We start from the raw sequence: 20,980 nt of genomic DNA on the forward strand, positions 1-20,980 counted from the left end.
GTACGGTCCCCGCGGCCTCGCTGCCGCGGGGAGCACGGGCGCCACGTTCGGTCTTACCCATCCCGCGCCCCGGGCATCGCGCATCGCGCCGGCTTCACGGCCCGTTAGCCGTTCCGGGCGCCGCTGGGGCAGCGCCATGGTCCCCGGCAGCGTGCGCCGCCGGGGACCATGGCCTCGTCGGCTGTCAGCCGTAGATTTTCTGGGCCTGCGTGATGGCGTTGCCGTCGGCGGCGGGGATCCCGCTCAGCGGTATGTAGGGGAACACCTTGATGGCTGACAGCGCCGGCACGCCGGCCGGGCCCGCGTCGGCGAGCACCGTCGAGTACTCCCCTTCTGAGGCGATGGCCGCCGCGGCCTGCGGGGTGTACATCCAGTCCTCGTACAGCTCCGCCGCCAGCGGGTCGGGAGCGCCCTTCACGATGCCCCCGTACAGGGTCACGGTGTAGTTGTCGGCGTCGAGCAGATAGAACTGGACCGGGGCGCCGCTGGCCTTGGCCACCAGGTAGAACGCGTAAGGCACGCCGATCCCGAGGCTCTTCGCGCCCTGCGCGACCGCGGTCAGCGGGCCGGTGATGTCGGTGGAGGGGGACAGCTCCGCGTTCTGCGCCTTCAGGCCTGTCATCAGCCCCGAGTCGCCAGGCACCAGGGCGAGGTGCGCGAAGATGTCGTCCATCTCACCGACGGCCGTCGGGTCGTACATGACCAGCTTGTTCTTCCACTGCGAGTTCAGCAGGCCGGTCCACGTGGTGGGTACCTGGCTGGCCTTGACCGAGTTGGTGTTGTAGACCATGCCGGATAGGCCCACGGTGAAGCCGAAGAAGTCGTTGCCAGGACCGTAGCTCTCGGCCGCCAGGTCCGACGCCGCCGGCACCGTCGACGGCTTGAACGGCGTGAACCAGCCGTTCTTGATGTAGGACAGCATGTCCGTGCTGCCGGTGTAGGCGATGTCGTCGACGTGCTTGCCGCTCGACATCTCGGCGCTGAGCTTGGCGGTCATCGGCGGTCCCACGACCGGGACCCCGGTCACCGTGATGTCGGGGAACGACTTCTTGAACGCGGTGTACAGCTTCGTGTCGGTCCCGGCGCTCGGGCCGTAGATCACCACGCTCTTCTGTCCGGCGGCGACCGCCTGGTTGTAAAGCGCCTCCATGGCGGTGTAGTTGGCGGCTCCGCCCAGCTCGGCCTGCAGGCTCGACGTGGACGAGCTGGGCGAGCTCGTGGGCGTCGCGCTCGGGGTCGTCGATGACGAGGGTGAGCTGCTGCACCCTGCGACAAGCCAGGCCACCACGGCCAGCGCCACCCCGGCGGTAACTATCTGTCTCAGCTTCACGGTCTTGCTCCCTTTCCGCATCAAGGCGAGCGTCATGCATGACGTCGACGATTGACTCGCCGGCGCGGATCACGCCGGCCGTAGCCGCCCGCGGGGCGGCGAAGATCATCCTGCTGCTGCCTGTTCTCGCCAGCGGCAGGAGCGCCCGGGCTCATGTGGCCCCTTGGACCGGGACAGACTCGGCGGCCGGCTCGGCCTCCTGGGGTGCCCGCTCCGCGTTCTCGTCGTCGACGAGAACGGCGGCATCGGCGGGGAAGCGCACCCACGCGCCGCCGCCCGCGTCCAGGAGGCTGCCACCCGCCCCCGCCTCTGGCGTGCGCACCACGACCCGCGCGCCGCCCGCCTCGACGAGGTACTCGACGCGCCCGCCCGCGTAGGTGCGCGAGCGGATCACGCCGGCAATCGCGGCGGCCGGCGGCTCGCCCCGCGCGCCCAGCGAGCCGATCTCGAGTTCGTCGGCCCGGGCCGCCAGCACGACCTCGGTGCCGGGCGCGCGAGCGATCCCCTTGGACGTCCACACCGGGCCGGCTCCCGACTTGAGCTGCACCCCGGTCGAGCCGTCCCGTACCTCGCTGACCGTGGCGGTGAGCAGGTTCTCGAAGCCGACGAAATCGGCGACGAAGCGGGTGGCGGGCTCGGTGTAGATCTCCCTCGGCGTTCCGACCTGCTGGATGGTCCCGGTCCTGATGACCACGACCCGGTCGGACAGGGTGATCGCCTCCTCCTGGTCGTGGGTGACGTAGATGGACGTCGCGCCGGATCTGTCGTGCGCCTCGCGGATCTCCCTGCGCATCGAGCGCCGCAGCTTGGCGTCGAGGTTGGACAGCGGCTCGTCGAACAGCAGCACGGCAGGCCGCGCGACCATGGCGCGGGCCAGCGCCACCCGCTGCTGCTGGCCCCCGGACAGCTCGGTGACCGGCCGCTGGGCGAAGCGGTCCATGCCGACCATGGCGAGGATTTCCATGACCGCCCGGTGCCGGTCCCTGCGGTCGCGCCGCCGCACCCGCAGCGGGTAGGCGACGTTGGCGAACACGCTCATGTGCGGCCACAGGGCATAGCTTTGGAAGACCATCCCGATGTCGCGCCGGTTCGGCGGCAGGTACACCCGCCGTTCCGGGCAGGCGACGAGGCGCTCGCCGATGCGGATCTCGCCCGACTCGGCGCGCTCGAGTCCGGCGATGCACCGTAGCGTGGTCGTCTTCCCGCAGCCGCTCGGCCCGAGCAGAGTCACCAGCTCGCCCGGGTTGGCACGCAGGCTGAAGTCATCCAGGACGGTCACGTTTCCGTAGGACTTCCGCAATCCCACGAGCTCGACCGCGGACATCAGCGGCTCCTCCCCGCCAGGCCGGCCGGCAGCCGGAGCGCGGGCAGGACCGGTGACCTGCCCGCCGCCCGGAGCCTGAGCGTGAAGCGGATCGCCGCCGCCAGCACCAGGGCCGCCGCGACGATGCCGATCAGCAGGCAGAACGTCGCCGCCGCCTGGGATAGCGACCCGTCGTCGAACTGCTCGTACGCCAGCAGCGGGACCGTCTGGTTGTTGGGTGAGGCGAGCAGGATCGGGATGTCGAGGTTGCCGGAGGCGACGATCCCCGTGATGTACCACGACACCACGAAGCTGGGCAGTATCAGCCGCAGCAGGATGCCGGCGGTGGCCCGGAAGCCCGAGGCGCCGGCGGTGCGCGCAGCCTCCTCCAGGTCACGGGAGATCTGCCCGATCGGTCCGGTGACCGCCCGGCTGGCGATCGGCGTGGTCCCGACGATCAGCGCCAGCAGCACGATCCACTGCGTGGCGTACAGCGACCGCAGCCCTGGGACCGACAGGTACGCCCAGATCAGGCCGAGGCTGAGGGTGATCCCCGGGACGGCCCACAGGACCCAGATCGACAGGTCGGGGAGCCGCCGCAGCCGGGATGTGGACCGCTGGGCGGTGAGCGCGACCCATACCCCGAGCGCGGAGGCGCCGAACCCGGCGACGACGGCGACCAGCAGCGTCGTCTCGAACGCCTGGCCCGTGCCGGTGGTGTGCAGCACCGTGGAGTAGTTGTTCAGCGACAGGTGCGAGTAGACGCCGAAGTAGGACTCGAGCGAGCCCAGGGCGAACTGGCCGAGCGGAAGCACCAGGGCCAGCAGGCCGTAGATCACGATCACGGCGGTGCCGAGCCACTTCCACCAGCCGATGTCGATGCGCTCCCGTCGGCTGCTCTTGCCGGTCACTGTCGTGAAGCTGCGCCGTCCGAGCAGCCGGGTCTGGAACGCGACCAGGATCAGGACCATCGCGACGAGCAGCAGCGCCAGCGTGCTTGCCCCGGCGTAGTTCGGCGGGGTGACGGCCTGGTAGTCGCGGTAGATCGCGGTCGGCAGGACGTAGATCCCGACGGGCTCGCCGAGCAGCAGCGGGACCGTGAGCAGCCCCATGCCGAGCACGAAGCCGAGGATCATGACGCCGAGGACCGACGGCGCCAGGGCGGGCAGCTCGATCAGGAAGAACGAGCGGAGCCGGCCCGCGCCTGACACCAGCGACGCCTCCTCGAAGGACGGGTCGAGCGCCAGGAACGGCCCGAGCAGCAGCAGGTACTCGGCGGCCGTCGCGCCGAGCACGCTGACGCCGATCATCCCGAACCACGACTGGATGTTCAGCGGGGTCACGCCGAACATCGCCTGCAGCGCCTTGTCCACCAGGCCGACCGGCTGCTCGCCGAGCATGGCCCAGGACAGCGCGAAGAACAGCGGCGGTATGGAGAAGATCAGCACGGCCATGGGCGTGACGATCCGGCGCAGCGGGGTGGCCGTCCGGGTGACCGTCCAGGCCAGGTACACCGCGAGCGCGGTCGAGATCAGGACGGTGGAGCCGGACAGGATCAGCGAGTTCGCGAACGCGTGCCACACCGCGCTGCTCGACAGCGCGGCCGTGAACCCGGACGCCGACCAGCTGGCGTGACCGAAGCCGGGAGGGACGGTCCTGAAGGCCCCGTAGGCGAGCATCACCACTGGCCAGACGAACAGGCCGAGGGAGAGCAGGCACAGCAGGAGCAGGGCGGGCGACGGCCGCCGCTGCCGACCCGCGACCCCGGGACGCCAGGTCCGGCCCGCAGGAGTCCTGAGGCGGGTGGTCGCGGCGGACACGGCTAGGCCGTTCCCGGGCTGTGCGCGGCCCGCAGCCGCGTGAGGCCGAACAGCGCGGCGGCGTTGCGCTCGAACAGCCGGGCCCGGTCGGTGTCGGTCAGCCAGTCAATCTCGTCGATGAGCAGCCGGATGTCGTCATACCAGCGGCCGGTCTCCGGGTCGCGGACCGAGCCGGTGCCGGGCTTCTCCGACCCGAACAGGCAGCGGTCCGCGCCGACGGTGCGGATCAGCAGCTCGATCGCATCGCGGGTGTACAGGCAGGTGTCATACCACAGGGTGCGGAGCCTGTCGTGGAAGCTCTCGGCGCCCGGCTCGCGCGCCGCGGCGGGCATGAACCGCCCGGCCTGGTACGGGATGGCGCCGCCGCCGTGGGAGACGATCAGCTTGAGCGACGGGAAGTCCTTGTGCACGTCTGAGCTGAGCAGGCTGGCGACCGCGATCGTCTCCTCCAGGATGAAGTGCAGGCTGTAGGTCTCCCTGGCCGGCGGCCGGCATCCGGCGGAGTGAATCAGCGCGGGCACGTCGAGTTCGCAGAACGCCTCATACAGCGGGTACCAGAAGCGGTCGCCGAGCGCCGGCAGCGGCGGGCCCTGGCCCTCCATGGGGTCGGGGTTGATCAGCCCGCCGACGAAGCCGAGCTCGGTGACGCAGCGGCGCAGCTCGGCTGCCCAGGCAGCCGGACCGGTCGACGGCGACTGCGGCAGGCCCGCCATGCCCAGGAAGCGGTCCGGGTAGAGGCCGCAGACCCGGTGGATGACGTTGTTGGTCTCCTCGATGAACCACTGCACGATCCTGGCGGGCTCCTCCGAGTGCATCATCGTGTAGGGGCGGGGCGAGATCAGCTGGACGTCGATGCCGGCGGTGTCGAGGTGCTCCAGGTGAGAGATCCCGAACGCGCCACCGGGCTTCTCGACGGCCTCCCTGAGCTGACCGTCGGTCGCGACCACCCGGCCGCGACCGTGCGCGCCCCGGTGGGACAGCACATTGGCCTTGTACGCGTACAGCGCGTCGGGAGCGCTGACATGGCCGTGGACATCGATGATCATTAGGCTGCCATCTCCTGCCGGGTGCGGGCCGCGCGATCGCGGTCCCGGGTGGCGAGGCCCATGCCGACGCCGGTTCCCGCCGGGGACCGGTCGGCGGGGATCCGCTGGGTGGTGTGCTCACCGCGGGCGGCATGCTCCTTCCAGAACTCCGCCGACGTGCTCATCCGGGGCGTGTGCGAAGAGGCCAGCCCCAGCACTATCTCAGCCACTCCAGCTCCTCCGTCGCACCGTCGTGCCGGTCCTGCCCTGCCAGCCGTACCCATGCTCCCGTGCGCCGGTGTCAGAACCGTAATGAGATGATTGCTGTTACGCAAGGTTGTTTGATCGAGATTCTTATTGGCTAATCTGCGCCAGTCAATGGCGTATGCGCTGGTCCGCACTCAGCTGGTCGCTTCGTCGTCACGGCTGCCCGGCGGCGTCGTCCGTGTCGCGCTGGCCGTCTTCGTCGTGCGTGGTCTCCAGGTCGTCATAGCTGGCGGCGACCTCCTCCGGGGTCATCGGCAACCGCGCCAGCGACGGCGGAGCGCCGGAGTCAAGGACCTGCCTGAGCAGAACGGCCATCGAGTAACCGGGGTCGTCGGTTAGCGCCCGGTCAAGCGCGACGTTGGCGAGTGCGCCGTTGCCTGACTGCCAGGCGACGAAGGCAAGCAGCGACGCCGGCGCGGACGCGTACCCGGGCCGGGCCATCCGGGTGAGGTCGGTCCACAGGCGCAGGTGCGCCTCCAGGTATTCGGGCTGCATCCTCGACCACGCGTCGTCGCGCACCCGCAGATCGCGCAGCACGACGGTGAGCCACGCCGCTATCTCCGGACCCACGCTCTCCCCGCGGCGGTAACGAGCGATCGCCGTGCCGACCGCCTGCAGGCCAGCGGTCGCGATGAGGCGGCGGGCGGACGCCCTGCGACCCGACATCGCCACCCGCGAGACGAGCCTGGCGACGTGCTCCTCCGCCTGCCGGGTCGCCCGGCGCATCGCCTCGCCGGCGTCCCCGTCCAGCGGGGCGACCGTGGCGGCCAACTCGGCCCGGCTGGACAGCACCCGGGCTGCTCCCCCGGCCGCCAGTGCGCGGGCCGCCGGATGGCCGCTGACGTCGAACGGCGTGCCTTCCGGAGGGCAACAGCCAGGCTCGGCACACAGGTAGGACCAGTAGCGCCTGTTCTCCACCCGAAGCAGTTCTGCCACTGTTATCCCGGCCGACGGCGCCCACGCGCGCAGCGCGTCAGCGACCGGCGTGACCAGGTGACCGGGACCGTAGCCAACCGCGGCGGCACGGTTGATGCGCTGCGCCGCGAGCACCGCCACGGCGTGCGCGGCGATCTCGGCGGCCAGCGCGGGGTCCGGCGGATCGGGCAGGTCATAACGGAGCGTGAGCCGCACCTGCGACCCCGGCGGTTCCGTGCCGATGACGACCATGCTGCTGCCCGGCTGGAACTGGAGCAGTACGGGCACCGCCGCGAGCAGAGCGGTCGGCGAGCCGATCCGAACGCGCCGCTCCGGCGCTGACCGGATGTGGCCCGCCGTCGCCGCCGACCGCCTGGCACGGTTCGCCGGTGGCTTGCGGCGGGACTTGGGTGTGGAAGCCTGAGTTGCGGCCCGCCGGGTGCGCGCCGCATCCGGAGCGCTGTCTGCCTGCCGCCTGGTATCCGGCTGCGGGGCACTGGCCGACTGGACGGCTCCCGCTGCGGCCGGTCCGGGGACGGCTCCCGGCACCTGGGAACCCGCGGAGAGGTTGTGTGTCATGCAGCCAGCCTGCTTGAGGGCAAAAGGGAGGTGCATACGCCGGTCGGCGGCTGTGGATAACTTCGCGGTAATCCACAGGGACACAAAAGTATTCCTTGACATACTCACCCGGGAAAGGTATTGGCGGTGTCGCGACTGCCGCCCCGGCCTGCCCCGGAGGTCGCGGGCGCTACAGGGCCACGCCCAGGAGCGCGTCTGCGGTGTCGCGGATCAGCCTGACCGGGTCCGGCTGGACCGATCCCGGAGGCGCGGACAGAACCGCGTCCGCCCAGGCGTCGATCGCGGCCAGGGCGCCAGGGGCGTCTAGGTCGCCGGCCAGGCGCTCGCGTACGGTCTGCAGCACCGCCTCAGCCGCCGGGACACCGGCCGACGTCGCAGCCACGGGGGCTGCGGCGAGGTGCGAGGCTGGCGAGACAACGGACGCGGGGGACGCGGGGGCCGCGGGGGACGCGGGGGCCGTCGCCGCGCGCCAGCGGGACAGGCGGGACTCGGCCTCGGCGAGGACGCCGTCGGTCCATTCCCAGTCCGCGCGGTAATGGTGCGCGGCGATGGCCAGCCGGATCGCCATCGGGTCGACTCCTGACTCGCGCAGCCGGCTGACGAAGACCAGGTTGCCCAGCGACTTGGACATCTTGGCGCCCTGATAGGCCACCATGCCGGAGTGGGCGTACAGCCGGGCGAAGACATGACCTTCCGCACCGGCGCCGGGAGTCGGCGGCGCGCAGGCCACCCGGGCGTGCGAGGCGCTCAGCTCGTGGTGCGGGAACACCAGGTCGCTGCCGCCGGCCTGCACGTCGAAGGCGGCGCCGAGGTATTCGGTGGCGATCGCGGCGCATTCCACGTGCCAGCCGGGTCGGCCCCGGCCGAAGTGCGAGTCCCAGGCGGGCTCCCCTGGGCGCTCGGCACGCCAGACCACAGCGTCGAGCGGGTCCTTCTTACCCGGCCGGTCGGGGTCGCCGCCGCGCTCCGCGGACAGCATGGTCAGCTGCGCCAGCGACAGGCCGCAGGCCGTTTCCGGGCCGGCCAGGGAGCCGAACGCCGGGTCGGCACCGCGCGCGAAGTAAACGTCGCCGTCCAGGTCGTACAGCGCGCCCCGCGCGGCGAGCCGCTCGGCGAACCGGTTGATCACGGGCAGTGCCTCGACCGCGCCGACCAGATACGTGGGCGGCAGCACCCGCAGGGCCTCCATGTCCCTGCGGTATCGTTCGGTCTCGCGAACGGCCAGCTCCCACCAGTCGTCGCCGTCGCGCTCGGCGCGCTCAAGAAGCGGGTCGTCGATGTCGGTGACGTTCTGGGCGTAGGTCACCTCGTGCCCGGCGTCGAGCCAGGCGCGGACAAGCAGGTCCCAGGCCGTGAACGTCGCCGCGTGACCGATGTGCGTGGCGTCGTAGGGGGTGATCCCGCAGGCGTACAGCGATGCCTTGTGTCCGGTAGCCGCGGCCGTCAACTTGCCGGTCGCCGTATTCCGCAGCCGCAGTTCAACCCCGCGGCCGGGCAGAACCGGAACATCGGCAGCACGCCAAGCATCCATAATTGCCAGGTTATCGTGCCTTTGACGGCGGCCAGTCGAGGCGAGGCACGGCTTCGCCGCCGCCGGAGGGCCGGCGGTCCGGCGCCGCGGCCCGTCCTGCCGACGGGTTCGCACCGCTCTTCGCGGCGGGGGCCACACCACCAAGAGGGTTACAGCGGGCAGGGGTTACGGGGTTACGGGGGGACGGGGGGACGGGGTTACGCCAGGGCAGGGATTACGCCAGGGCAGGGATTACGGGAGGGGCGGGGGTTACGGTGGGGAGGAGAGCGGGGGGGCGGCGGGCGGCGGTCGCTTGCTCGAAGGCGTAGACGAGGGCGATCAGGCGGGGCTCGCTCCACCTGGGCCCGACGAACGTCACGCCCACCGGCAGTCCGCACACGTAGCCGAACGGCACGCTGATCGCCGGCCAGCCGGACACCGCCGCCGGCCGTGACGTGCCGAAGACGTTGTGGTCGCCGAGGACGTAGTCGGTGAGCCACGCCGGGTTCGCGGTGAGCGAGACGATCGCGTCGAGCCCGTGCTCGGCCACCGGGGTCTCAAGCGCGTTGACCGCCAGCCTGGTCGCGGCCGCCCGCAGCTCCAGGTACTCCGGGTCGGTCAGGTTGCCGCTCGTCGCCTCCGCCGCGAGGAAGATCTCCTGGCCGAACCGGCAGAGCACCAGGTCGGCGTTGCGCTCGTTGAACGCGATCAGCTCGGCCAGCGAGCGGGGCGTGGCCGGCGTCGCCACGCCCTGCGCGGCCAGCTGCCCGAGGTAGGCGTTGATGCCGTACTTGAACTCGTATTCCAGGGCCTCGAACTCGGGCTGGGTGATCTTGTCGACGTCCGGCAGGTCCACCGGGTCGGTCAGCTTGGCGCCGAGCGCGCGCAGGCGTTCCACGGCCGCGTCGAGCAGGGCCGCGGTCGCCGCGTCCGCCGTCGCCGAGGCCGCCCGCCAGATGCCGATCCGCGCGCCCTCGATCGCCCCCGGGTCGAGAAAGCCTGTGTAGTCGGTGGGACCACGGGATCGTTCGGAATAATGATCCCCAAGATCGGCGGCCGGATCTTGCGGGTCGGGGGCGGCCAGCACGGACAGCATCGCCGCCGCGTCCGCGACCGATGCCGCCATCGGCCCCGCGGTGTCCTGCACCGGTGACAGCGGCACGATGCCGGTCCGGCTGACCAGGCCCGCGGTCGGCTTGATGCCCACCACCCCGCAGGCACTCGACGGGGACACGATCGAGCCGTCCGTCTCGGTGCCGATCGCGAGCGGCGCGAGGCCCGCGGAGACGCCGGCCGCCGACCCCGAACTGGAACCCGACGGGCTCCGGTCCAGCGCGTACGGGTTCGCGGTCTGGCCGCCGATCGTGGACCAGCCGCTGCTGGAGTGGGTCGAGCGGAAGTTGGCCCACTCCGACAGGTTCGCCTTGGCCAGGATCACCGCGCCCGCGGCGCGCAGCCGGGAGACGATGAAGGCGTCACCAGGCCGCGCCGTCGCCAGTGCGGGCGACCCTGCGGTCGTCGGCATGCCGGCCACCTGAACGTTGTCCTTGACAAGCACGGGGATGCCCTCAAGCGGCCCGCGCGGGCGGCCCGCCGCCCACGCCCGGTCGCTGGCTGCTGCCTCGGCCGTGGCGGCGGGGCTGACCGTGATCACGGCGTGCAGCACGCGGTTCAGCTCCGCGATACGGCTCAGGTAGTGCTGGGTCAGCGCCGCCGCCGTGAGTCGGCCGTCGGCCATCGCCTGCCGCAGCCCAGCCACGGAAGACAACGCCGGATCCGCGCTCGTACCAGGAAGTTCCCGGGTAACTCCGGGCGAATCGCGGAAATCCGGCATGCCCGCAGGATAACCGCCGAAGAGGGACACGGTAACCGGCTCGTTACTGGCTAGGGTCGCCCGGCGTCGCGCAGCAGATCGCCGATCTGCCGCGCCGCCGCACGCACCTGGGCGAGCAGCCGGTCCTGCAGTTCGACGGGCGCGCGCACCAGCGGGGACGGCACGGTCAGCGCCGCCATGGTGGCCCGCCCGTCGGTGACGGCCGCGGACGCCGCCCACACGCCGCGGTCGATCTCCTCCTCGCTGACCGCCCAGCCGCGTTCGGCGGTGTCGGCCACGGCCTGCTCCACCCTCGCGAACGCCTCCGGGTCCAGCTGCGCGAGCGACGCCAGGTAATCCCGCCGCTGCTGGGCTCCCAGCCCCGCGAGCAGCACCCGGCCGCTCGCGCCGCGCTCAAGCGGCAACGGCTGGCCCGGCTCGAACGTGGCGCGCATGTGATGCGCGGACTCGACGCGGTGCACGCACACCGGGACCCGGCCGATGAGCCGCACCAGGATCACGGTCTCACCGCACTCGCTCATCAGAGCGCGCATCACCGGGTCGGCGATCTCGATGATCGACTCGGACGCCTCCGCGGCCCTGGCGAGCGAGATCAGGCGCGCCGACAGATGATAGGCGCCGCGGTCATCGCCGACAAGCAGCCCCGTTTCGCGCAAAAGCGCGATATAACGGTACATGCTGGGCAATGGGATGCCGGTGGACTCCGCCAGGTCCCGCGCGGTGAGCGTGTGGTGCTGTGGGGAGAAAGCCTGCAGCACCGCCAGTACCCGGCGCGCGCCTTCGGCACCGGGGCTGGCAGCGGCAGCGACGCCGTGTTGGACGGCGCCGGCTGGCGCGGGTGCCCCGGGCGCCCCGGGCACCCCCGGTGTCGCGGGCACCCCCGATGCTCCGGGCCTCCCCGGTGTTCCGACAGCTGAATCAGTGACCAATGAGTTCTTCTCGGGGCCTCATAGCGCGATTTTCGTGTCACGATAACGAGGCATTAGTGAAGCGTCAACCCGTCTGGCGATACTCCGGGCGGCTGGAAGGACGGTGTGAACCTGGCAGGCGAGCCGAGTTCCGATATCCCGGTGCTGATCGCCGGCGGCGGTCCGGCCGGGCTGACGCTCGCGATCACCCTCGGGCAGCTCGGCGTGAGCTGCGAGGTCGTCGACGCCAGGCCTGCCCCGGCCCGGGTGCCTGGCGCGGACCGGTGCGGCGCGCGGGCCATGGAGATCTTCCGGCGGCTGGGCATCTCGGGGCGGCTGCGTGACGCCGGGCTGCCAAGCGACGCGCCGCTTGACGTGCTGATCTGCGCCGGGTCGCTGGCGGCGCCGCTGGTGCGGCACCGGTACCCGCAGGTGGCCGAGGTGCTCGCGGCGGCCCTCGAGGTCAACGACGGGACGATGCCGCTCGAGCCGCCGCTGATCTTGTCGCAGTACACGCTGGAGCCGCTGCTGCGCGAGGTGGCCGAGGCGACGCCGGGGGTGACGGTACGGTTCGGCGCCGAGCTCATCGACTTCGCGCTGGTCGGCGGGGGCGTCACGGCGATGGTGCACACGAGCAGCCGGCTCCGGACGTTCCGCGCGGACTACCTGGTCGGCTGCGATGGCGCGGACAGCACGGTCCGCACGATGCTCGGCATCGACTTGCGCGGGCAGCCGCGCCAGCCGGTGCGGCAGGCCCTCATCCACTGCCCGGACCTGTACGAACGGCTCCCGGGCGGCCGGGCCATCCAGTATCACGTCGTCGGCGAGAACCCGTGCACGCTCATCGTCCAGGACGACACCCAGCACTTCACCCTGCACGCGCCGGACGCGGGCCGACCTGGCGGGTCGCGGCCGTCCGGGCCGTCCGGGCCGTCCGGGCCGCCGATGTCGGCGCTGTTCGAGGCGGTGGCCGGACAGCACGCCCGCAACGGCTACAAGATCCTGTGCGAGGGCGAGTGGGCGCAGGACCTGCTGCTCGCCGAGCGGTACAGCGGGGCCGAGGTCAGGCGCGGCGGCGAGCGGGTTTTCCTGGCCGGCGACGCGGCGCACCCGACGGGCACCGCCGGCGGCCTCGGCCTGAGCGTCGCCGTCGCGGACGCTGCCGACCTGGCCTGGAAGCTCGCGGGCACGCTGCGCGGCTGGGGCGGTCCGGCGCTGCTGCGCTCCTACGAGGCGGAGCGGCGGCCCGTCGCGGCCCAGGCGATCACCGCGTCACTCGCCGCCGCGGAGGCCGAACGCCGCTGGCGCGCCGAGTGGCGCCCGGACATCCTCGACGACACGCCCACGGGTGCGCGCAGCAGGCTGCGGCTCATCCAGGCCGCGGCCGCAGAGCGGTGGTACGCCGAACTGTCGCGGATCGAGCGCGACTACCGGTACACCGGGTCGCCGGTCATCGCGCTGCCCGCGGGCATGTCCCCCGCGCCGGCGGTCACGACGTGGCCGGGTGCCCGGCTGCCGCACCTGTGGCTAGACGACGGGACCCCGCTGCACGACCTGCTCGGGACCGGGTTCACGCTGCTGCGCCTGCCCGGCGCGACCGGCAACGGCACGGCGGGGTACACGAGGGAACTGGCGGGCGCGTTCGGGGCGCTCGGGGCGCGGCTTGACGTGCTCGACGTGACCTCGACCGCCGCGCAGGCTGTCTACGCGGGGCACCGGCTGCTCCTGGTCCGCCCCGACCTGCATGTCGCCTGGCGGTCCGGGGACTCCCAGCCGGAGGCGAGCGCCCTCGCCGCGCTCGTCACGGGGAACGGTCCAGGCGCGGGTCAGGGCAGCCACGAGACGTGGCCGACGAGCGCGGCGTAGCCGACGAACGCCACCGCGTCGATCAGCGTGTGCGCGGTGACCATCGGGGCGGCGCGCTTCCAGCGCAGGAACAGGATGCCGAAGATGACGCCCATGATCGCGTTGCCGAGGAAGCCGCCGAGCCCCTGGTACAGGTGATAGGAGCCGCGCACGCACGCGCTGATCGCGATGGCGTACTGCGGGCGCAGGCCGAGCCGCCGCAGCCTGGTCAGCAGGTAGCCCAGGACCACGACCTCTTCGAGCAGCCCGTTCTGGAAGGCGGACAGCAGCAGCACCGGGATCCGCCACCACACGTCGGGCAGGCTCTCGGCGACGATGTTCACGGCGATGCCCGACTTGTAGGCGAGGATGTACAGGCCCAGGCCGCTGCCGCCGATCAGCGCCGCGAGCCCGGCGCCGCGCAGCAGGTCGCGCCTGGGCTCTGCGAAGTCGACGCCGATGGCCGACGCGCCCTCGCCGTTCCTGGCCAGCAGGTAGAACACGAGCAGCACCGGCGCGGCGCCGCTGCCGATGGACACGAGCTGCAGGAACAGGTCGAGCAGCGGGCGGCCCGGCGCCTGCGAGCCGTTGAGTATGACCTGCTGCGCACTCAGTGCCTGGTGCGCGGTCAGCGAGCCGATGTAGGAGACGAACGCGTAGACCCCGCTGGCGCCCAGCGACACCGCGAAGACAGCAACGATCTCCCACCACAGCAGCCGCCGGTCCGTTCTGGATAGCGGTTGCGGACCCGGGACCGGCGTGACCGCCTCAGGCGAGGAGCGCGTCGAAATCCCCGTCCTGCGCGCCGCCGATCAGCGCTTCGATCTCCGCCCGCGTGTAGATCAGCGCCGGGCCGTCCGGATCAGCGGAATTCCGCACCGCGATCTGGCCGTCGGGCAGCTTAGCCATCTCGACGCCCGCCCCCGGGCCGGCCGGGCCGGCCGCTCTGGCCGCTCCCCCGACCGAACGCCACTGGACATCCAGGTCCCCAGCCGGCATGCCGTTGTAGACGGCGCCGTTGCCTGCCACTGCGCTCAGATCTCCTTCAAGATCGCGGTCAGGATCTCCCTCGTCCGGTCGGGTGAGGTTCCCGCCACCGAGAGCCGCTCCATCACCGCAGCGTACCTTTCGACTTCGTCTGGCTTGTCGAGGTATAGCGCGCCGGTCAGGTACTCCATGTAGACCATGTCTGGCAGGTCCGCTTCAGGGAACCGCATGATCGTGAACGCGCCGCCCTCGGCCGCGTGCCCACCATACCGGAACGGCATGACCTGCAGCGTCACGTTGGGGTCGCTGATCGCGTCCATCAGCCGCTCGATCTGCGCGACGAGAACCTCGCGGCCGCCCATCGGGCGGCGCAGCGCCGCCTCATCGACGATCGCCCACAGCTTGGGCGGGTCGTCCTTCTCGAGCAGCTTCTGCCGGCCCATCCGCAGGGCGACCCGCCGTTCGACGTCGGCGGGGTCGGCGCCTGGCGCCCCCTGCAATACGACCGCGCGGGCGTAGTCCTCGGTCTGCAGCAGGCCGGGCACGAACTGCACCTCGTAGACACGAATGAGCTGCGCGGCCTCCTCAAGGCCCACGTAGACGGCGAACCAGTCGGGCACGACATCCTGCAGCCGCTGCCACCACGCCGGGGCGTTGGCGTCGCGGGTCAGCTGCACGAGCTGCTCACGGTGCACGGGATCGGTGACCCCGTAGAGCTCGAGCAGATCGGTGATGTCACGTTCCTTGAACGACACGCGGCCGAGCTCCATCCGGCTGATCTTGGAGCCGGACGCGCGTATGTGGTAACCCGCGTCCTCACGCGAGATGTTGGCCGACTCCCGCAGGCGGCGAAGCTGTGCGCCAAGCAGGATTCGCAGTACCGTGGGTCCGCCTACGGGGACAACGCCGCCCCCAGGCGGACTGATGCTCATCCCGAGCCCCTTTCAGGCCCCGCTGCGGGCCGGTACTCCCCCCCAACCTGCACTTTCTCACCACCCAGAAGCATGTCTGCACGAGCTGTCTGCACGCGCATTCGCGCTTGCGAGCGCGATGACCTGTGAATGATATCGCGCACGCCGTTGCCAGACGAGTTTCCGCCAATACTTAGAAGGTAGGACAGACAGGACATGTGCCGTGTGTGTGGCTTCGCGGCCCACCCCGACTATGCTTCGAACGTCAGCGCGTCACGTTAGGGCAGGACATGTTCAAGTCTTCCGCAGGCAGCGACAAGAAGGTTCCCGCCGGGCGCAAGCAGGCGCTTCCCGACCGCCTGCTCGCGGCGCCGGGCACCGTGCAGTGGGCGGTCAAGCTCATGCTCGCCGGCGCTGCCGCCAGCACCGTCTACCTTGCGTTCGGGGTGATCGTCACAGCATCTGAGCGGAGTGCGCTGATTAATGCGCTGATCGCCTCGAACAAGACGCAGCCCAAGTCGAAGCAGCTCACTGTCAGCCAGATCCATTCCCTCGCCACGTTCTACGTTGTCGAGGTAATCATCATCGGGCTGATCGCGATCGCCCTGTGGCTGTGGATGGCCAGGATGAACAGCGCCGGACGGAACTGGGCGCGGATCACCGCGTCGGTGTTCTTCGTGCTGTGGACGTACTACACCTACGTGAACATCGGCCAGACCCGCGGCGCGGCCACCCTGATCGCCTCCATGGTCATTGTGCTGGTGATCTGGGTGATAGGCCTGGCTTCGCTGTTCTTCTTGTGGCGCCCGACGTCGACGGCGTTCTTCAAGACCCAGCCGCGCTGATATGGCCGACGTCGCTGAAGTCGCTGCAGTCGCTGCAGCGAACGCGCAGGTGGCGGGCGTCGTCTTCGCCGCGGCGCCCACTCCGTTCACGCCTGACGGCGCACTGGACGCCGCGATCGCCCGTCGGCTGTTCCGGTTCCTCGCCGACAGCGTGGACGGCCTGTTCGTGGCCGGCACCACGGGTGAGTTCCCGGCGCTTGATGACGACGAGCGGATGACGCTCGTCGAGATCGCACTGCAGGTCGCCGGGCCGGACCGGGTGATCGCCCACATCGGCGCGCCGGACGCCCACCGGGCCGCGCGGCTCACCCGCGGCGCGGCGGCCCTCGGCGCCACGCGGATCGCCGCGATCACGCCCTATTACCTGCACCCGACACCGGCCGAAGTCACCGCTTATTACCAGCGAATACGAGAAGCCGCTCCGACGGCGGGGCTTTATTCATATGTGTATCCCGAACGGACAGGCGTGGCTGTCCCGCCCGCGGAATTCGCCGAACTGGCCCAGGCGGCCGGGCTGGCGGGCGCCAAGTTCAGCGGTGCCGCGGCTGGGAATGTGGCGGCGTGCGCGGCGGCATGTCCCTGGCTGAAGATCTTTTCCGGCGACGACACCGACCTGGCGGCGACGCTGCGCGCCGGCGGTGCCGGGATTATTTCCGCGCGGGCGGCCGCATTTCCCGAGGTCTTCAGCGCGCTTTCGGCGGCACTGGCCGCGGGCGACGAGAACGGGGCGGCGCGCCATCAGGCCGAGGTCGCCGCGATCGCCTCGACGGGCGCGAGCATCGGCCAGGTCAAGGAGGCGCTGCGGTTGCGCGGCTTCGTCCCGATGGCAGCCCGGATGCCGGTGGCCGATCCCGGTGCGGAAGTCGCCGCCAGGATCGCCGATCTCGTCGCGTCGCTGGCCCCGGCCGTCGGCTAGCCGCCGCCCGCGCTGACGGGCCTTGTTTGTAACAGGTCGGCAAACGCGGGTGTCTCATGTGAACCCGTTTGCCACGGCAGCCGTCTTCCATAATGAGGCCCGGCGAAAGCGGGGCGCCGGGCCTCATCTTTGCAGGCTGCCCCACGGTGGTTTCCCGGCTGGCGCCTGCGGCTTCGCGTGGCAATCTTAACCGTTAGCCGACCGCGCTCTCCCCAGATCAACGACATTGATTCCTGCCGCTTTGCAGATTGCTTCCATCTGGATTCGCCGCCTCCCCTCTGGACTAATCGCAGCTAGGGGCGTAAGCAAGTGAGAGAAGTCGTGGACCGCGAGGTCTAGACCCTTACTTGGGAGGGAAAGCCAGTGCCACACGCATGGATGCCGGGAGCAAAACGCATCCGGGCGGAAACTGACGGCGGCCCCCTACGGGGTGGCGCCCCGCGGGCAGTCTGGCTGACCCTGGGAACCGCCCCGCGGGCAGTGTCCATCCAGTCGGCAGCGCAGCGGCTGGTCAGCGAATGCCGCCCCTGCCATCTCGTCTGGGACCCGGTGACCGGCGAGATCGTCCAGCTCATCTCGATCTTGCGGGCCGGCCGCGCGCTCGGCGCGCCCGAGCAGCTCGACTGGGGACCGGACCGGGTGCCAGCCGCTCCCGACAACGTCAACACCGAGGGCCGGATCTGCGTGCAGATCGGCGTGCTCTGGCATCCCGCCGACCCGTTCACCAACGGCCCGCTCACCGGCATCGGGGCGATCGTCAGCTGGCTTGACTCCTGGCAGGTGCCACGGCAGTGGCCGGCCGGCCAGCCGACTCCCCACCGCGGCACGGGTTCCGGGCCCGCCCGCGCGTGCGCCGAACGCAGCAGGATGCTGTGGGCCAGGGGCGGCCACTTCGGCGCGTCGCAGGTTCCTGACTGCGCCAACATCGGCCCAGGCGGGATCGACGTCGACCGGCTCACCGGGGCGCAGGTGCTGCAGGTCCACACGCGCGAACTGCCCGCGCAGCTGACACCGGCCGCCGCGCTCCCGATCCCTGCCTAGCCCGGCCGCCCTAGCCCGGCGTAGCCCCAGCCCGGCCGCCCCGCGGCCCTGCCTCGGCGCAGCCGTGCCGGTGCTCTGGCCCAAGTTAGGTCCCGAACGGCAGGGACAAAACATGACAAAACCGGGCATGGAAACTGCGTTTCGGGTCCTATCTTGCAAAAGGTGTCCCAGCATCTGAGACAGCCGTCCGGGCCGGTCTCGGATAGCGGCATCAGGCGGGGCCGGGGTAGGCGACGGGGGTCAGCAGGGCGCGCAGTTCGGCCGCGGCGCGGCGGACTGCGGACAGCGGCGCCGCGCCGTAGCCGAGGATCAGGCCGCTGACCGTGGGCGGGCCTGCGAAGTAGCGGTCCAGCGTCCACAGCGCCACGCCGCGTTCGGCGGCGGCGGCCACGAGGCGGTCCGCCTGGCGGGCTGCCGGGAGTTCGAGCACCACGTGCATGCCGGCGGTCTCGCCGAGCAGCCGGGACGGGGCGCAGACATCGCACGGGCTGGTCAGGGCCTCGACCAGGGCCGCGCGGCGGCGCGCGTACTCCAGGCGCATCCGCCGGACATGGCGTTCCAGGTCGCCGGTGGCCAGCAGCGTGAGCAGGGCGTGCTGCACCGGGTCGGGAACGCGATCGCCGAGGCCCACGCGCACCTGCGCCAGGCGTTCGACCAGGTGGGGGTCCGCGACCAGCCAGCCGGCGCCGAACCCCGGGGCCAGCACCTTCGACGCCGTCCCCAGGTACACGATCACGTCCGGGTCCATGCTGTGCAGTGCGGGCAGCGGCCCGACGTCGTAGCGGAACTCGCTGTCGTAGTCGTCCTCCACGACGACAGCGCCGGTGGCGCGCGCCCAGCCGATCAGCGCGTGCCTGCGGGCGACGGGGAGCCGGCCGCCGAGCGGGTACTGGTGCGCGGGCGTGGTGTACAGCAGGCGCAGGTTACGGGGCAGCTCGTCGGGCACGATGCCGTGCACGTCCACGCGGCACGGCACGACCCGCGCGCCGGCCCTGTGCAGGACTTCCCGCGCGGCGGGGTAGCCCGGTTCTTCGACGCCGACCGTGTCGCCCGGGCGCACGAGCGCCGCCGCGAGCAGCGCCAGCCCGCCGGCCACCCCCCTGGTCACCAGGATGTTCGCGGGAGTGGCGAGCAGGCCGCGGGACCGGCGCAGGTACGCGGCGAGTTCGGCGCGCAGTTCGGGCAGGCCGTAGGGGTCGGGCCACAGCGCCGGCGGACGGGTTCCGGCGGACCGCCACGCGCGCCGCCACACGGCGGGCTCGATCCCGGCCGCCCACGGGACCCCCGGCCGCAGCTCGATGAGGTCCCCCGGCGCAGTTGCCGAGGAGGCGGTGGGGGCTGGGGAAGCCGGGCGGGGCGGGGAGGCGGGGGGAGGCGGGGAGAGGCCGGGGGCGACGTCGGCCACGTAGGTGCCGGAGCCGTGGCGGCCCTCCAGCCAGCCTTCGGCGAACAGCTGGGTGTACGCGGTCGTGACGACGGTCCGGCTCACGCCGAGCATGTCCGCCAGGTCCCTGGTGGACGGCAGCCGCTCCCCCAGGCCGAGCACGCCGACCGTGACTGCCTCCCTGACTTGCGCGGATATCTGCGCCGCCAGGGGTGCGGCGGCGCGGCGGTCCACCACCACGGGCAGGTCCGCGCGCGAAATGGTCATCGGCAACCCTCCAGAAGTGGCTATTTTCACCAGTCCACTTTGCGCATAGGGTACGGGATCATGAGCATTGACACCACCCCGCTGTCCGGCACGCCCCGCACCACGCTGCGCAGGCATCATGAGCGTGGCATGACCGACCGCGCCGACCTGTACGCCGTGCTCGACGCCGGCCTCATCTGCCACCTGGGCGTGCTGGCCGACGGCGCGCCTTTCGTGCTGCCGACCGCCTACGGCCGCGACGGCGACACGCTTTACCTGCACGGATCGTCGGCGAACGGGGCGTTCGGCGCGGCGGACGGGCAGCGGGTGTGCGTGACCGTCACGCACATGGACGGGCTGGTCTGCGCGCGGGCGGTGTTCAGCCACTCGGTGAACTACCGCAGCGCGGTCGTGTTCGGCGCCGCGGCCATCGTGCGCGACGACGACGAGCGCTGGCACGCCCTTGAGGTCATCACCGACCACCTGATCCCGGGCCGCTGGGCGGCGGCCAGGCAGCCGACCAAGAAGGAGATGGCCGCCACCGCCGTGCTGTCGCTGCCGCTGACCGAGGCGTCGGTGAAGATCCGCACCGGGATGCCCAAGGACGAACCGGAGGACTACGGCCTGGACGTGTGGGCGGGCGTGCTGCCGGCGGCGGTGACGTTCGGCGAACCGGAACCAGACCCGCTGCTGCGCGCCGGCGTGGAGATGCCTGCGCACATCCGGAACTACCGGAATTGAGACATGTGCGCGGAAGAGTCGGCCGGGATCGTTCGGGATAATTAAAAATGGCCTTAATCTAGTTGAGATGAACGACCGGCTGGTTTGGATCGACTGCGAGATGACAGGGCTCGATGTCGAGCGCGACGCGCTCATCGAGATCGCGTGCCTCGTCACCGACGCCAACCTGAACCTGCTCGATGACGGCATCGACCTGATCATCAAGCCGCCGGCCGAGGCACTTGACCAGATGAGTGACGTGGTGCGCGAGATGCACACCACGTCCGGGCTGCTGGCCGACCTGCCGAGCGGGATCACGCTGGCCGAGGCGGCCGAGGCGGTGCTCGCGTATGTGCGGCAGCACGTGTCCGAGCCGCGCAAGGTGCCGCTGTGCGGGAACTCGATCGCGACCGACCGCTGGTTCATCGCCCGCGACATGCCCGAGCTCGACGCCTACCTGCACTACCGGATGGTCGACGTGTCGTCGATCAAGGAGCTGGCCCGCCGCTGGTACCCGCGGGTCTACTTCGCCTCGCCGGCCAAGCACGGCGGGCACCGGGCGCTCGCCGACATCACCGAGAGCGTGCAGGAACT

At 71.3% G+C, this 20,980-nt stretch carries 19 protein-coding genes; 6 read left to right on the top strand and 13 right to left on the bottom strand.

Annotation, left to right across the window (positions count from 1 at the left end):
• Positions 1-184 precede the first annotated feature (184 nt).
• The 9 genes from Q1N79_RS27200 to Q1N79_RS27240 all read right to left on the bottom strand — a co-directional run bounded on the left by Q1N79_RS27200 (position 185) and on the right by Q1N79_RS27240 (position 11,461).
• The gene (locus tag Q1N79_RS27200) at positions 185-1,330 is read right to left on the bottom strand and encodes an extracellular solute-binding protein (RefSeq protein ID WP_300613882.1); all 1,146 of its coding nucleotides are present in this window, start codon (positions 1,328-1,330) and stop codon (positions 185-187) included.
• A 151-nt stretch (positions 1,331-1,481) separates the two neighbouring features.
• Positions 1,482-2,654: an ABC transporter ATP-binding protein gene (locus Q1N79_RS27205; RefSeq protein WP_300613885.1), complete on the bottom strand. Its 1,173-nt coding sequence runs from the start codon at positions 2,652-2,654 to the stop codon at positions 1,482-1,484.
• A complete protein-coding gene (locus tag Q1N79_RS27210) occupies positions 2,654-4,453 on the bottom strand; it encodes an iron ABC transporter permease (RefSeq protein WP_300613887.1) in 1,800 nt (599 codons plus the stop codon). The genes Q1N79_RS27205 and Q1N79_RS27210 overlap by 1 nt, the downstream gene beginning before the upstream one ends.
• A gap of 2 nt (positions 4,454-4,455) precedes the next feature.
• Positions 4,456-5,499 carry an amidohydrolase family protein gene (locus tag Q1N79_RS27215; protein WP_300613889.1) on the bottom strand — a complete coding sequence of 348 codons (1,044 nt, stop codon included), beginning with the start codon at positions 5,497-5,499 and terminating at the stop codon, positions 4,456-4,458.
• The gene (locus Q1N79_RS27220) at positions 5,499-5,708 is read right to left on the bottom strand and encodes a hypothetical protein (RefSeq protein WP_300613892.1); all 210 of its coding nucleotides are present in this window, start codon (positions 5,706-5,708) and stop codon (positions 5,499-5,501) included. Before Q1N79_RS27220 ends, Q1N79_RS27215 begins: the two co-directional genes overlap by 1 nt.
• Positions 5,709-5,898: 190 nt before the next feature.
• Positions 5,899-7,341: a DUF4192 domain-containing protein gene (locus Q1N79_RS27225; RefSeq protein WP_367185150.1), complete on the bottom strand. Its 1,443-nt coding sequence runs from the start codon at positions 7,339-7,341 to the stop codon at positions 5,899-5,901.
• Positions 7,342-7,408: 67 nt separating this feature from the next.
• Entirely contained in the window at positions 7,409-8,770 is a 1,362-nt protein-coding gene (mshC, locus tag Q1N79_RS27230) for a cysteine--1-D-myo-inosityl 2-amino-2-deoxy-alpha-D-glucopyranoside ligase (RefSeq protein WP_300613896.1), read from the bottom strand.
• Between the two features lie 214 nt (positions 8,771-8,984).
• Positions 8,985-10,508 carry an amidase gene (locus Q1N79_RS27235; RefSeq protein ID WP_300613910.1) on the bottom strand — a complete coding sequence of 508 codons (1,524 nt, stop codon included), beginning with the start codon at positions 10,506-10,508 and terminating at the stop codon, positions 8,985-8,987.
• A 125-nt stretch (positions 10,509-10,633) separates the two neighbouring features.
• Entirely contained in the window at positions 10,634-11,461 is an 828-nt protein-coding gene (locus tag Q1N79_RS27240) for an IclR family transcriptional regulator (RefSeq protein ID WP_300613897.1), read from the bottom strand.
• Positions 11,462-11,617: 156 nt separating this feature from the next.
• Between Q1N79_RS27240 and Q1N79_RS27245 the strand changes: the two genes are divergently transcribed.
• Complete coding sequence (locus tag Q1N79_RS27245) at positions 11,618-13,357, top strand: FAD-dependent monooxygenase (protein WP_300613898.1); 1,740 nt, start codon at positions 11,618-11,620, stop codon at positions 13,355-13,357.
• Here the strand turns inward: Q1N79_RS27245 and Q1N79_RS27250 are convergent.
• The 3 genes from Q1N79_RS27250 to Q1N79_RS27260 all read right to left on the bottom strand — a co-directional run bounded on the left by Q1N79_RS27250 (position 13,318) and on the right by Q1N79_RS27260 (position 15,255).
• Positions 13,318-14,019 (bottom strand): CPBP family intramembrane glutamic endopeptidase, encoded by a 702-nt coding sequence (locus Q1N79_RS27250; RefSeq protein ID WP_300613899.1) that lies wholly within the window; start codon positions 14,017-14,019, stop codon positions 13,318-13,320. The two genes, Q1N79_RS27245 and Q1N79_RS27250, sit on opposite strands and share 40 nt — an antisense overlap.
• 85 nt (positions 14,020-14,104) lie before the next feature.
• Positions 14,105-14,365 (bottom strand): DUF397 domain-containing protein, encoded by a 261-nt coding sequence (locus tag Q1N79_RS27255; RefSeq protein WP_300613900.1) that lies wholly within the window; start codon positions 14,363-14,365, stop codon positions 14,105-14,107.
• A gap of 5 nt (positions 14,366-14,370) precedes the next feature.
• On the bottom strand, positions 14,371-15,255 hold the full coding sequence (locus Q1N79_RS27260; RefSeq protein WP_300613901.1) for a helix-turn-helix transcriptional regulator: 885 nt from the start codon (positions 15,253-15,255) through the stop codon (positions 14,371-14,373).
• A gap of 269 nt (positions 15,256-15,524) precedes the next feature.
• On the opposite strand from Q1N79_RS27260, the gene Q1N79_RS27265 reads away from it, so the two are divergent.
• The 3 genes from Q1N79_RS27265 (at position 15,525) to Q1N79_RS27275 (ending at position 18,036) form a co-directional block, all read left to right on the top strand.
• Positions 15,525-16,079 (top strand): hypothetical protein, encoded by a 555-nt coding sequence (locus Q1N79_RS27265; protein WP_300613902.1) that lies wholly within the window; start codon positions 15,525-15,527, stop codon positions 16,077-16,079.
• A gap of 1 nt (position 16,080) precedes the next feature.
• Positions 16,081-16,995, top strand: coding sequence for a dihydrodipicolinate synthase family protein (locus tag Q1N79_RS27270; RefSeq protein WP_300613904.1), 915 nt, complete (start codon positions 16,081-16,083; stop codon positions 16,993-16,995).
• 480 nt (positions 16,996-17,475) lie between these two features.
• Positions 17,476-18,036 (top strand): hypothetical protein, encoded by a 561-nt coding sequence (locus tag Q1N79_RS27275; protein ID WP_300613905.1) that lies wholly within the window; start codon positions 17,476-17,478, stop codon positions 18,034-18,036.
• Positions 18,037-18,247: 211 nt separating this feature from the next.
• Here the strand turns inward: Q1N79_RS27275 and Q1N79_RS27280 are convergent, their stop codons facing one another.
• The gene (locus Q1N79_RS27280; protein WP_300613906.1) at positions 18,248-19,687 is read right to left on the bottom strand and encodes a PLP-dependent aminotransferase family protein; all 1,440 of its coding nucleotides are present in this window, start codon (positions 19,685-19,687) and stop codon (positions 18,248-18,250) included.
• A gap of 60 nt (positions 19,688-19,747) precedes the next feature.
• Here Q1N79_RS27280 and Q1N79_RS27285 point away from each other — a divergent pair, with 60 nt between their 5' ends.
• Entirely contained in the window at positions 19,748-20,407 is a 660-nt protein-coding gene (locus Q1N79_RS27285) for a pyridoxamine 5'-phosphate oxidase family protein (protein ID WP_300613907.1), read from the top strand.
• A 67-nt stretch (positions 20,408-20,474) separates the two neighbouring features.
• The coding region (orn, locus tag Q1N79_RS27290; protein WP_300613908.1) for an oligoribonuclease at positions 20,475-20,980 on the top strand (506 nt) is incomplete at its 3' end.

Source organism: Trebonia sp., from assembly GCF_030042015.1.
In the GTDB taxonomy this organism is placed as follows: Bacteria; Actinomycetota; Actinomycetes; order Streptosporangiales; family Streptosporangiaceae; genus Trebonia.